The sequence below is a fragment of the Pacificibacter marinus genome (genome assembly GCF_018860505.1).
Taxonomy (GTDB): Bacteria; Pseudomonadota; Alphaproteobacteria; order Rhodobacterales; family Rhodobacteraceae; genus Celeribacter; species Celeribacter marinus_B.
Map to the genome: position 1 here is coordinate 175518 of NZ_JAHKPU010000018.1, position 12036 is coordinate 187553.

Genomic DNA, 12036 nt, shown 5'->3' on the forward strand with positions numbered 1-12036 from the left:
GAATCGCTTCACCCGCTCCAAACAAAAGAACAAAAATCAGGTCGCCTTTGGGCGGCCTTTTTTGTTCTTGAGATCAACATCATATCTGAAAACACACCAACAAACAGAGTTAAGCGTGAAGCCCACGGCCATTGTTAGGAACATCGGGATCAGCGCGGCTGCGCCCGCGATAGAGTGCTTCCAAAGCGGCCAAACGAGACTCGCCTTTCCCCCTGTCGCGTTCAAACGCTTCAACCTGCTGTGGCGTCACGCCTTTGGTGAGTTCTTCACAGATCGCAACCAAATCACTGACAGAAATCTCATCGCCCAAAACGCAGCGCAGACTAGCAAGACGGGCAAACATATCGCCTTGAATCCTTGGCGCCCGCGCTGAGACCAAAACCGACACAATATGAGGCTGATGAAACTGCGCCAAAAGCGCCGTCGACAAGCAACTATGCCCATCCACAAGAAAATCAAACACCAAAAGATCGAAACGATCCTCACGCAACTGTTGTTCTGCACTGTCGATACTGCGCGCACGACGGACATGATGCCCCCGCGCCCCGAAAGCGACTTGCCAACGGGTCGTGGTTTCAATCTCACCATGCATAATGAGCAGTCTCAAAGGCGCTCTCCAGTTAAAATCCTTCAATCTTATTTAACAAAAACTTGCTTAACTTAGTCTTAATGTCAGAGCATTCCTACGAACTAAGGGCAAACGCCTCGCGCGGTTTCAAATGCAGAGACTTCCCAACAGCCAATGGGTTCGAATGCCCCCCGCCCCTCTCTTCGATGCGCTTTTGCCATCTTTGACGTCACGCGTGCCCCATGAGCCAAGCAACAGCGCTTGGCCTATCGCCATTTGCGGCCTATAAACGCCTCAAATCACAAAGTGAGACCCTCAATGCGCACAGCGACCATTACCCGCGATACAGCCGAGACAAAAATCAGCGTCGAGATCAATCTCGACGGCACTGGCACCTATGACAATCAAACTGGCGTTGGTTTTTTTGACCACATGCTGGATCAATTGTCGCGTCACTCGTTGATCGACATGACCATTCGCGCGGATGGTGACACCCATATCGATGATCACCACACCGTCGAAGACGTGGGCATCGCGATTGGGCAGGCTTTGACAAAAGCTGTCGGCGATAAAAAGGGCATGAACCGTTACGGGCACTTCGCTTTGGCGATGGATGACACCCAAGTGGCCACAGCGTTGGATCTGTCTGCGCGGCCTTTTTTGGTGTGGAATCTAGATTTTCCAACGGCAAAAATCGGCACCTTTGACACAGAACTCGTGCGCGAGTTTTTCCAAGCGCTCAGCACCCACGGCGGCATTTCCCTGCACATCGACAAGGTGCACGGGATCAACAGCCACCACATCGCCGAAGCCGCGTTCAAATCCGTGGCGAAAGCCCTGCGCATGGCCGTGGAATTTGACCCGCGTATGGCGAATTCATTGCCGTCAACAAAAGGCATGCTCTAACACAGCATCACGCGCGAAAATGGCCCTTTGCTATCGCGCTCCCACAAATTTTGACTTGAGATTATCATGCTCACAGCACTTGTAGACTACGACAGCGGCAATCTTCATTCTGCGCAAAAAGCGTTCGAGCGCATGGCGCGCGAAACAGATGCCGGCGAGGTTGTCGTCACCTCTGATCCTGATGTGGTGGCACGCGCCGATCGCATCGTTCTGCCGGGCGATGGGGCTTTTCCAGCCTGCAAAGCGCATTTGTTTGATCACACAGGCCTATTTGAGGCGATTGAGCAGCAGGTCAACCAAAACGCGGCGCCGTTTATGGGCATTTGCATCGGCATGCAAATGATGGCCACCACAGGCCATGAATACAACGAGACCTCAGGCTTTGATTGGGTCGGCGGCGATGTGGTGCATATCGACCCCGCGGATAAGGCGCTCAAAGTGCCGCACATGGGCTGGAACGATCTGGTCATCGACAGCCCTCACCCTGTTTTGAATGGCATCACCACAGGTGAACACGCCTATTTCGTTCATTCCTATCATGTGCGTGTGGCCAATCCTGCGCACCGTTTGGCGCATGTGGATTACGCGGGCGACATCACAGCCATCATCGGACGAGACAATATGATTGGCTGTCAGTTTCACCCTGAGAAAAGCCAAGCCGCTGGCCTGCGCATCATCGCCAATTTCTTGGCATGGAAGCCGTAGACCCCATGCAAGAGGTGCTGGACCACATCACCGCAACGATTGGGCAAAATCCCGATCGCGGCACAACGGCCCAGTATATTCCCGATTTGGCCAATGTGGACCCGAATCAATTCGGCATCGCGGTGTGTTTGGCCGATGGGCGTGAATTTCACGCGGGCGATGCGCTGACGCCTTTTTCGAGCCAATCGATTTCCAAGGTCTTTGCCGTGGCTTTGGCCTTAGGCAAAGTCGGCGATAGCCTGTGGTCTCGCGTGGGCCGCGAACCCTCTGGTTTGGCCTTTGACAGCATCATGTTGCTTGAGCGCGAAAATGGCCGTCCACGCAATCCGTTCATCAATGCGGGCGCGATCGTCACCACCGACACCTATCTTCAAGGGTCCACCCCGAAAGAAGCCTTGGGCGGGTTGCTGCGGTTCGTGCGTGATGCTGCCGAAGATCACGATATTCACATCAACGATGCGGTGGCACGCGGTGAAATGGAAACGGCAGATCGCAATTTCGCGCTGGCTCATTACATGAAATCGCACAGCAATCTTAGCCACGATCCGCAACTGACCATGGGCACCTATTGCCATCAATGCGCTATAGATATGTCTTGCCTACAACTGGCCCGTGCAGGGCGTTTTTTGCTAGGTGGCGTTAAAGGGCTTGGCCCGCGCCTTGTGTCCAAAACCCGTGCGCGGCGCATCCTCGCGCTGATGATGACCTGCGGGCACTATGATGGCTCTGGCGATTTCGCCTTTCGTGTGGGCCTGCCGGGAAAATCAGGCGTGGGCGGAGGCATTTTGGTGATAGCCCCCGGCAAGGCCTCGATCGCGGTCTGGTCACCAGGCCTAAACAGCTATGGCAATTCAAAACTGGGCACAGAAGCGATGGAAGCCTTGGCCAAAGCGCAAGATTGGTCCGTGTTCAACTAGGGTACGCCCGACGCGCCCCGATCACTTCACCCGCGCCCAAGTTTGTTTTTTACAAATCGGCCCGACACAGCCCGACACGTTGAGCCTATCCCCACTCAAAGTCATTTTGGATTTGAATGTCTTGCCTGTCGAGGGCTGATAAATCTGACCACCTTTATAGGCACCGCCGCTCGCCGCGCTCATGTCCCAGACCAATTTCAAGCCGATGTTTGGCGATTTATATTCACCTGTATCGTTGAAGGTGCGCGCAATATGGCCGCAAATTTTATCCCCGCAAGGCGCTATTTTGACATAGGCAAAAGCCCCGTCATCCACCTGCGTTTGCCACAGCCCCTCTACGGGATCAGCGGCCATCGCGGGGGCAGAAAGCACAATAAGCGCGAGGGCTCCAAGCCCGAACACTGCGTGCGAAATCAAACCGAATTTACGCATTTTCTCAATCCTCCCTTTTATTCCAACGATCCTGAGGGGCGTGTCTTGTTCAAGCAAGTCTGACGTTGGGGAAAATCTCGATACAGCACATCTTTGCAATTCTCATGCATTCATGCAAAAGGACATCAACAGATTTATGAAAGGGCCTCTGCCATGATCCTCTACCCCGCAATTGACCTCAAAGACGGCAATGCCGTGCGCCTGTACAAAGGTGAAATGGATCAAGCGACAGTGTTCAATGACAATCCAGCCGCCCAAGCGCTTGAGTTCGTCAACGCAGGCTGTGAATGGCTGCACCTTGTCGACCTCAATGGTGCCTTTGCGGGCGAGCCTGTCAACGCAGCCCCTGTCGAGGAAATTTTGAAACAGTGCAAAGTCCCCGCACAGCTTGGTGGTGGCATTCGCGATATGGCGACGATTGAACGCTGGTTGTCCAAAGGTTTGCAGCGTGTGATCCTTGGCACTGTTGCGGTGGAAAACCCCGATCTTGTGCGCGAAGCCGCCCGCGCGTTTCCCGGTCACGTCGCCGTAGGCATCGATGCACGAAATGGCATGGTCGCGACCAAAGGTTGGGCTGAAGAAACCAATGTTAACGTTACGGATTTGGCAAAATCATTCGAAGACGCAGGCGTCGCGGCGATCATTTATACCGACATCAACCGCGATGGCGCGATGCAAGGCCCGAATGTTGAGGCCACAGCCGCGCTTGGCAATGCGGTTTCCATTCCTGTGATTGCCTCTGGTGGTGTGTCGTCTTTGGACGATCTGCGCGCGCTGAAATCCTGTGGCGCGCCACTCAACGGTGCCATTTCAGGTCGCGCACTTTATGACGGCGCTATTGATTTGGGTGAGGCCCTAAACGTGCTGCGCGGATAACCTCCGCAAAGCACCTGTTTTATAGGGTTTTGTCACGCCCCATGCGGCGGCTGTATTATTTAACGGCCGCTGCAGTCAATTTACCCAAAGCGCCCTGCATCATCGCCACGTAAGGCGCATCCGCTGGAATGTTCAAATCAGCAAGCGTGTCTTTTGGATCTTCATAGGTCAAGAAAACGTCACCTTCAGCATTTTCATAAGCCATAGCTTTGAGCGGCAAGTACAAGCCCGCAAGCTGGTCGGCTTGGATCGCTGGCGTGCCAAGGTTTGGATTGCCAAAGATCAACACTTGCGTGTCGCGAAGTTCCGCATCGATGCTGGCCGCCCCTGCCGCGTGATCGATACGCGCAAAGACAGTGGCACCTGCGTTGCCCAAAACCACTTCCAAAGCATCCAAAGTCTCGGATACGGTCTTGTGGCTTGGCACTGAAATCAAATCAGCAGCAGCGGCAGGCAGCGCAGCAGCAAGTGATAAAGCTGTGGCCACTGTGGCGGTCAAAATTCGCGTTTTCATAACAGTTCTCCTGAATAAAATTAACATGGCCACTTCAAGGGGATAGCTGATGTCTTGACCAATCACGTTTTTGTCATGGCGCGGATCTCTGCTGTCGCAAATGCTCTTGGTTTCTTGCGTGGCAACGCGCCTCATTGAAGGCTGCACGCCTGTATGATTGTCTGCGCAACATCAGCAACGAAAGCTTGTCAGATGACAAAGATCACCACACCGCCGCACCCCAAGCACGCTAGAATTTGGGACTCCTACATCAACGGGGACTTCATCGACAATTATTCTGTCCCCTCGTCTATGTCCCCCAAAGACGCCGCCAAGGTCGGGCTATCAATGCCGAAATGGGCCACGGCTTTGATGACGTTGCGCAATACCATCGTAAGGCCTTTGGGATTGAAAACAGATGATATTGGTAAGGGGCAAGGCACGCTGTTTCCCATCACCTATGAAGATGCGGATCAATTGATCCTTGGCGCTGACGACAGCCATCTTAACTTTCGCATCTCAATTGTCCGCCATGATGATCGCATCCACATGGCCACATGGGTGCATCGTGACAACACTCTGGGGCGCGCCTATTTGACGCTGATCATGCCCTTTCACGTGCTGATCGTGCGCGATTGTATAAAACGCATTGCCCGCCACAAAGACACCGCGACAATTGCATCATAGGCGCGAGCCAAGTAAAGACAGGGCAACACCGCTTACATTCGGATTTGCCCCATGCTTAAAACCCGCATCATCCCCTGTCTTGACGTTGCCGAAGGTCGCACCGTCAAAGGCGTCAATTTCGTTGATTTAATTGACGCAGGCGATCCTGTGGAACAGGCCATCGCTTATAATGCGGCAGGTGCAGACGAGCTCTGTTTTCTCGATATCAAGGCCACTCATGAAAATCGCGGCACGATGTTTGATTTGGCCACCCGCACGGCAGAGCAATGCTTTATGCCTTTGACCATCGGCGGCGGTGTGCGCAAGCCTGACGATGTGCGCGATTTGCTGCTGGCTGGGGCCGACAAAGTCTCGTTCAATTCTGCGGCTGTGGCTGATCCTGATGTCATCGCGCGCTCTGCCGATCGCTTTGGGTCACAGTGCATTGTCTGCGCGATTGATGCGAAAACCATTGGTACCGATGAGCATGGCGTCCCGAACCAATGGGGCATTTTCACCCACGGCGGGCGCAAAGCGGCACTTGATCAAGACGGCAATCCGATTGATGCAGTGGAATTTGCCAAATTGATCGCTGCCAAAGGCGCGGGCGAAATCCTGCTGACCTCTATGGATCGCGACGGCACGCGGGCTGGCTTTAACCTCAAAATGACTCGCGCCATTGCAGATGCGGTCAATGTGCCGGTGATTGCCTCTGGCGGAGTTGGAAATTTGGATCACTTGGTCGAAGGGGTCGTTGAGGGCCATGCGTCAGCGGTTTTGGCCGCAAGCATTTTCCACTTTGGCGATCACACCATTCAAGAAGCCAAAGAATATATGGCCTCCAAAGGCATTCCGATGCGGCTTAACTAGGGAATAATCTTATGACACATGCCATTGAACGCCTTGCGGCCACCATCGAAGACCGTAAATCTGCAGCCGCTGACAGCTCTTGGACTGCAAAATTGCTAGCCAAAGGCGCTGACAAATGCGCTGAAAAATTTGGTGAGGAAAGTATTGAAGCTATTATTGCCTGCGCCAAGAATGATCGTGAGAATTTGACCTATGAGGCCGCAGACGTGATTTATCACCTCGGTGTCATGCTGGCCGCGCGCGACATCACCTTAGGCGAGGTTATGGACGAACTGGATCGCCGTGCTGGCGTGTCTGGGATCGCTGAAAAAGCCGCACGCAAAACCTAATCCCACAGAATGAGATCAGCCACATGCCCTTAAACTTTGTCGCCAAACCTAACGATTTCGACATGTATAAAGGCAGTAAAGAGATCATGCGAACCCGCAGTTCTTGGCTGTATCGTTTACGATACCTGTGGTTTCCATTCTGCGCCCTTGGTCCGCCTGCTGTGTTCTACATTTGGCCAAACAGCTTGCCGATGTGGATGATCAGAATCTCACCTATTTTGGCAATGATGAGCCTAATGTTGTTCATGTGGGTGCTGTTGCAAAAGCGCATTCAGCTTAATCAGTCCATTCAAAACGCCAAGACCTTTGTGACGCCCACGGCCTATACCCTTAATGAAAAAGGCTTTACCCAAGAAAGCGCTGTTGAGCTGCACCGTGTGCGCTGGGACGCATTTATAGATGCGCAGAACACATCACAGGGCATTGCACTTTTGATTGCGGAGGCACACTTTGTGACCATCCCTAAGACCGCTTTCGCGTCCAAAGAGGCGCAATTGGAAACGTTGCAGACCATTCAAGGCTGGATCAAAGCGGCCAAAGCATCAGCTTGAGACCGGCAAAAGGCCAAGACGAGGGATTTCAATCTTAGGACAGCGATCCATCACCACCTCAGCCCCTTGCGCACGCCCAAGCGCGGCAGCTTTGTCGTTGGTGATATCAAGCTGCATCCAGATCGTTTTCAGCCCCCGCAAATATTCCAAAGCCTCTTCGACCACAGGCAAAACATGCTCTGAGCGCCGAAAGATGTCAACCATATCAACAGGCTCAGAAATATCGCTCAACGAGGCCACGCATGTCTGGCCAAAAAGTTCCTTGCCCGCCTGCCCCGGATTGACGGGAATCACTTTATACCCATGCGCCGCGAGAAAATTACCCACGCGATTGGACGCGCGCTCAGGGCGCGGCGAGGCGCCGACCATCGCGATCACACGTGTTGACGTTAAGATACGTGCGATGTCGGGGTCATTCAGACGATCTACATGGCTCATGTTATAAAGATAGTGTGGGCTTTGAGAAAAAACACCCGCGATCCATATAAAAAAGCCCGAGCCAGGGGAAACGGCTCGGGCAGAGTGTGGAACGAGGGACATAGAAGCGACGCGCGGGTTCCAGTGCGCGTCTGTTGATATACTTAGGTCTCATCGGGTCTTGTTAAAGAGCATGTAATACATTCGTGAACGCAGTGTTAACGCCCGTGATCAACAGACTGTTTCTAAACCTGTCCCTTATTGCTTGCTCAATTCAGGCCAATTGGCTTCGGCCAATGCGATGTTGGCATCCGTGTCTTCCAGCCAAATAGTACGCACTGTTTTATTAAAGTTCAGGTACAGCTTGCCGTTGTGAATGGTCCAAGCCTCAGGGTCGCCGTCAGCCAGACCACCTTTGGCCGCAGCATAAGCACAATAGCCACCAAATTCAGGCGCATAGGCTGTTGGGTCGGCCACGAATTTGTCTTTGTTTTCAGCGGATGAGAAATGCCAGACCTCGCCAGCCCATTCAGCGGCATGGGCCGCATCGCCTTGTACATAAGCATTTTCAGTAAAATAGGCGACAGGATCAGCCCCGCGAATGGCAACGCCGTCTTTGGTGTAGATTTTCATCGAGGCGGTATCACCAGCAAAGCTGGCAAGAGGGGCCAAAGCAGCACCGGCAACGGGGACAATGGCAAGAGCGAGTAACGAGCGACGTGTGATCATAGTGATTTCCTTTTGTTTCTGACAAAAGGATGAGGCTTGAGGAGGCCAAAGAGAAGCCCCCCCAACGCAAGCGTGACCTAGCGTTACCCGCCGTTATAACACGCGGCGATAACGGGGTGCTGATTTAGCGTTTGGACGCAGAGTACAGCGCGACAGCGGCAGCATTCGACACATTGAGCGAGCCGAAATCGCGTTTGTAGGGAATTTTAACCAAGACATCACAGGTTTCTTTGGTTTTTTGACGAAGCCCCGGCCCTTCGGCCCCCATCACAAGCGCGACAGGGCGACCAGACAGGTCCGCCAAGGCATCATCCAACTCGACCTCGGCCGTGCCATCCAAGCCCAGACACACAAAGCCCATGTTTTGCAATTCGGTCATCGTGTCGGCTAAATTACGCACCCGCACATAAGGTTGACGTTCCAACGCACCTGAGGCCGTTTTCGCCAGCGCACCTGTTTCTGGCGTGGCGTGGCGCGCGGTGGCAATCACGGCTTCGGCTCCGAACACTTCGGCAGAACGCAAAATCGCGCCCACGTTATGCGGATCGGTCACTTGATCAAGCAAAACAACCGTTGGCACGCCCTCGCCAGCACCCAGACAAATTTCGGAGACAGAGCCCCAAGCCAAAGGTTTGACTTCCAAAGCCGCGCCTTGATGCACGGATTGCGCATCGATAGGCACGTCAAACTTGCGCGGCTCAACGATTTCTGGATCCATGCCCGATTTATCGATGTCTTCGGCCAATCTGTCATAAGCATTTTTGGTCACGACCAGCTTAAGCTTTTCGCGATCAGGGTTGCGCAACGCATCGCGCACCGCGTGCAATCCAAAGAGCCAAACCGTTGCTGCGGCGGCTTTGCGTTTGTGTTGCTCTTTTTCGACGACCCATTGGGGTTTTTTCATGACCAGATATCCCGTTTTTGCCTGCGTCCCTTCCTTGCCTTGCTGTTTGTTGAGATACAAGCAATTTTCCTGTTGACGCCCCCCCACTGCACTTGTATCCACCCCGCACACAACGATGCTAACGCATCCGAGTGGGCGACGGGCTGCAAGGTGCGGCAGCGGATTGTAACTCCGCCGGGGAGACCCACGCCTGGTTCGATTCCAGGGTCGCCCACCATTTACTCTCTTAAAAAATATTCATGTTTTCGATGAGACAGTGGTGGACCGCTTTCGGTTTACGGACCACCTGATCTGTAAGGATAGATCAGTTGATCTGTATGGCCGCGCGTTCATAGCTGGCGTTTTCAACAGTATCGTCGTCATAAGTCACCCGTACTTCAACCGATTCGACCGTTTCAGGGGGAAAAGCGACCAAGATCGCCTCAAGCCCCTCGACCTTAAGTCCATTGGGTTGTGCTTCGTCAACGTAGCAAGGCTCAGCTGCAAATTCGACCATATCGCCACCATTGACCGCGTATTCAATCTTGGACACACCACAGCGCCACGCCAAAAGGTTGGTGAAATACAAAAGGTCACGTCCTTCATACAATCGGACCGCAATCCAATTGGCTTTGGTCGCTTGCAAAATTGGCTTCACTTCGGCGGCCGTCGTGAAATTTGCCCCAAAAGCGGGCGAAATCATCCCAAGCGCCAATGCGATAGGCAGAAAACGTCTCATACAAAAATCCTTTTACATAAGGTAACAATTGTCGTCTTTCGAATAGGGATAAATCAGCCTATAGTTAAAGCAAATGTGGCCCTGATCCGAGAGATGATACACAGTATGACAGGTACGTCTAAAAAGCCAAATTCATTCAACATTGTTGTGATCGGCCAAAACGGTCGCCTCATGTATGAAGCGCTTTTGTTTGCCGCCTCGTTGCGCCAAAACGATCCTGATTTTAAAGGGCGCTTGTTTATCGCAGAACCACAACCCGGCCCCAAATGGAACGGCGACCCGCGGATTCGTCAGACAGATTTGCTCGCGGCCCTTGCACGCCTTGGTGCTGAAATCTTGCCATTTGAGACAGTGCATTTCGGCCAGTCATACCCTTACGGCAATAAAATCGAAGCGCTCAAAGCCCTGCCCGAAGGCGAACCCTTTGTATTCTTTGACACAGACACATTGATCACAGGCCCTGTGTCCAGCGTGCCGTTTGATTTTGATCGCCCATGTGCCTCACTCAAAGCCGAAGGCACTTGGCCAGAAATCGAACTTTACGGTCCGGGCTATGGCGAGATTTGGAAATCTCTCTACGATAAATTCGGATTGGAATTCGAATCGACCCTCGATCTGACCCAGCCAGACGAGTATTGGAAACGCTACATGTATTTCAATGCGGGCTTTTTCTTTTACAAATGCCCGAAACTTTTTGGCGAACGCTTCACGCAATATGCCACAGAAATCTTAGCTAATCCGCCCACGGCAGCCATGTTGCAAAGCTATGACCCTTGGCTTGACCAAGTCGCCTTGCCGCTTGTGATCCATTCTTTCGGCGGTGAACGTTGCACCTTGCCTGAAAATACGCTGGATGGGGCTATATCGTGCCATTACCGCACTTTCCCGCTGCTTTTCGCGCGCGAAAGTGACGACGTGGTCACCAAGCTGCGCCATGCCTGTGAACCCAATTGGATCAAAAAAGTGCTCAAAGAATACGAGCCGATCAAGCGCATCGTCTTTCAAAATAAAGGGGATAGAATTCGCGATATGTTTGACCGCGACAACCTGCCCCGCCGTGAAAAGATGATCCGCAATCGTATCAAAAAAGCAAATATGTGGATGCGTTAAGCGAGATTGTGGCTTGCGGTGCCGATGGCCCGCATATCCGCAACAAACCGCCAAGTGAAAAAGTTCGGTTTTTCTTTGCATGCGCGCGGCCTTAGGGTAGCGTTGTTGAGCACAGTCACGGACCGCATTCTGCGCGGCACAATCAGGTTACGCCAAGAGTATGAAGCCAAATTTTGCTTTGAATTTCACCCATACAGGCATTTCGCTGCTGCACCGCGCGTCTAGCGGCTGGCATGTTATGGGCGATGTATCGCTAGAAGACCCAGCCATGGACGCAGCGTTGTCGCGCCTGCGCAGCACCGCAACAGCCATCGCATCGTCTGGGCTATCCACAAAATTAGTGATTCCCAACAGCCAAATTTTGTACCGCACCATTCCAGATCCAGGACGCAACACATCCAAGCGCAAAAAATCCATCGAAGACGCGCTGATCGGCGCCACGCCCTATGCGTTGCACGAACTGATCTATGACTGGAACGTCACCGAGGACGGTTTGCAAATCGCCGTGGTGGCGCAAGAAACACTGGAGGAGGCCGAAGCCTTCGCCCGCGAACACCGTTTTAACCCGTTGTGCTTTGTCGCCATCCCAGAGAACGGCACGTTTGACGCAGAGCCTTTCTTTGGCCGTGCTGCGGCGGCTGACGCGCTGATCGGGACCAATACCAAAATTGATCGTGACCCAACGGCCATACATATTTTGGCGCTCTACGGCACGACGCAAACGGCTGTCCCTCCTGTGGCAGATTCTGCCCCGGTTGAAACCATATCTGCAGCCGTAGACACGGACATCGCACCCTCCCCCGACGTGCTGAGCGCCCCTCAAACTGAGACTGAGACTGAGACTG

16 protein-coding genes, 1 tRNA gene and 1 pseudogene are annotated in these 12036 nt (G+C 53.2%); 11 read left to right on the top strand and 7 right to left on the bottom strand.

Annotation, left to right across the window (positions count from 1 at the left end; translation table 11 throughout):
• Positions 1–109 precede the first annotated feature (109 nt).
• Complete coding sequence (locus tag KO503_RS04800) at positions 110–607, bottom strand: hypothetical protein (protein WP_215990427.1); 498 nt, start codon at positions 605–607, stop codon at positions 110–112.
• 279 nt (positions 608–886) lie between these two features.
• On the opposite strand from KO503_RS04800, the gene hisB reads away from it, so the two are divergent.
• From hisB to KO503_RS04815, 3 genes are all read left to right on the top strand, one after another.
• Positions 887–1474 (top strand): imidazoleglycerol-phosphate dehydratase HisB, encoded by a 588-nt coding sequence (gene hisB / locus KO503_RS04805; RefSeq protein ID WP_215990428.1) that lies wholly within the window; start codon positions 887–889, stop codon positions 1472–1474.
• 66 nt (positions 1475–1540) lie between these two features.
• Positions 1541–2179 carry an imidazole glycerol phosphate synthase subunit HisH gene (gene hisH / locus KO503_RS04810; protein WP_215990429.1) on the top strand — a complete coding sequence of 213 codons (639 nt, stop codon included), beginning with the start codon at positions 1541–1543 and terminating at the stop codon, positions 2177–2179.
• Positions 2167–3096 carry a glutaminase gene (locus KO503_RS04815; RefSeq protein ID WP_215990430.1) on the top strand — a complete coding sequence of 310 codons (930 nt, stop codon included), beginning with the start codon at positions 2167–2169 and terminating at the stop codon, positions 3094–3096. Before hisH ends, KO503_RS04815 begins: the two co-directional genes overlap by 13 nt.
• A 21-nt stretch (positions 3097–3117) precedes the next feature.
• Here KO503_RS04815 and KO503_RS04820 read toward each other — a convergent pair whose 3' ends face one another.
• Entirely contained in the window at positions 3118–3528 is a 411-nt protein-coding gene (locus KO503_RS04820; RefSeq protein ID WP_215990431.1) for a DUF2147 domain-containing protein, read from the bottom strand.
• A gap of 153 nt (positions 3529–3681) precedes the next feature.
• Here KO503_RS04820 and hisA point away from each other — a divergent pair, with 153 nt between their 5' ends.
• Positions 3682–4404, top strand: a complete 723-nt coding sequence (hisA, locus tag KO503_RS04825; RefSeq protein WP_215990432.1) for a 1-(5-phosphoribosyl)-5-[(5-phosphoribosylamino)methylideneamino]imidazole-4-carboxamide isomerase — start codon at positions 3682–3684, stop codon at positions 4402–4404.
• A gap of 55 nt (positions 4405–4459) precedes the next feature.
• Here hisA and KO503_RS04830 read toward each other — a convergent pair whose 3' ends face one another.
• The gene (locus tag KO503_RS04830; RefSeq protein WP_215990433.1) at positions 4460–4918 is read right to left on the bottom strand and encodes a DUF302 domain-containing protein; all 459 of its coding nucleotides are present in this window, start codon (positions 4916–4918) and stop codon (positions 4460–4462) included.
• 192 nt (positions 4919–5110) lie between these two features.
• On the opposite strand from KO503_RS04830, the gene KO503_RS04835 reads away from it, so the two are divergent.
• From KO503_RS04835 to KO503_RS04850, 4 genes are read left to right on the top strand one after another with little or no spacing between them, the layout of a single operon-like run.
• Positions 5111–5584: a DUF2867 domain-containing protein gene (locus KO503_RS04835; protein WP_215990434.1), complete on the top strand. Its 474-nt coding sequence runs from the start codon at positions 5111–5113 to the stop codon at positions 5582–5584.
• Positions 5585–5635: 51 nt separating this feature from the next.
• Positions 5636–6433, top strand: coding sequence for an imidazole glycerol phosphate synthase subunit HisF (gene hisF / locus KO503_RS04840; RefSeq protein WP_215990435.1), 798 nt, complete (start codon positions 5636–5638; stop codon positions 6431–6433).
• An 11-nt stretch (positions 6434–6444) separates the two neighbouring features.
• Positions 6445–6762 carry a phosphoribosyl-ATP diphosphatase gene (locus tag KO503_RS04845; RefSeq protein WP_215990436.1) on the top strand — a complete coding sequence of 106 codons (318 nt, stop codon included), beginning with the start codon at positions 6445–6447 and terminating at the stop codon, positions 6760–6762.
• Positions 6763–6785: 23 nt separating this feature from the next.
• Entirely contained in the window at positions 6786–7313 is a 528-nt protein-coding gene (locus KO503_RS04850) for a YcxB family protein (RefSeq protein WP_215990437.1), read from the top strand.
• Here the strand turns inward: KO503_RS04850 and KO503_RS04855 are convergent.
• The 3 genes from KO503_RS04855 to rlmB form a co-directional block, all read right to left on the bottom strand.
• Positions 7305–7751 (bottom strand): CoA-binding protein, encoded by a 447-nt coding sequence (locus KO503_RS04855; protein WP_215990438.1) that lies wholly within the window; start codon positions 7749–7751, stop codon positions 7305–7307. The genes KO503_RS04850 and KO503_RS04855 overlap by 9 nt on opposite strands.
• Before the next feature lie 237 nt (positions 7752–7988).
• Positions 7989–8459 (bottom strand): YHS domain-containing (seleno)protein, encoded by a 471-nt coding sequence (locus KO503_RS04860; protein ID WP_215990439.1) that lies wholly within the window; start codon positions 8457–8459, stop codon positions 7989–7991.
• Positions 8460–8583: 124 nt separating this feature from the next.
• The gene (rlmB, locus tag KO503_RS04865) at positions 8584–9363 is read right to left on the bottom strand and encodes a 23S rRNA (guanosine(2251)-2'-O)-methyltransferase RlmB (protein WP_215990440.1); all 780 of its coding nucleotides are present in this window, start codon (positions 9361–9363) and stop codon (positions 8584–8586) included.
• Between the two features lie 133 nt (positions 9364–9496).
• Between rlmB and KO503_RS04870 the strand changes: the two genes are divergently transcribed.
• Positions 9497–9580 (top strand) — tRNA-Tyr (locus KO503_RS04870).
• An 87-nt stretch (positions 9581–9667) separates the two neighbouring features.
• Here the strand turns inward: KO503_RS04870 and KO503_RS04875 are convergent.
• Positions 9668–10081 carry a hypothetical protein gene (locus KO503_RS04875; RefSeq protein WP_215990441.1) on the bottom strand — a complete coding sequence of 138 codons (414 nt, stop codon included), beginning with the start codon at positions 10079–10081 and terminating at the stop codon, positions 9668–9670.
• 105 nt (positions 10082–10186) lie between these two features.
• Between KO503_RS04875 and KO503_RS04880 the strand changes: the two genes are divergently transcribed.
• Both KO503_RS04880 and KO503_RS04885 read left to right on the top strand, forming a co-directional pair.
• Positions 10187–11191: a hypothetical protein gene (locus KO503_RS04880; RefSeq protein WP_215990442.1), complete on the top strand. Its 1005-nt coding sequence runs from the start codon at positions 10187–10189 to the stop codon at positions 11189–11191.
• Between the two features lie 160 nt (positions 11192–11351).
• Positions 11352–12036 (top strand): annotated as a pseudogene (locus KO503_RS04885) (hypothetical protein); the annotation flags it as partial.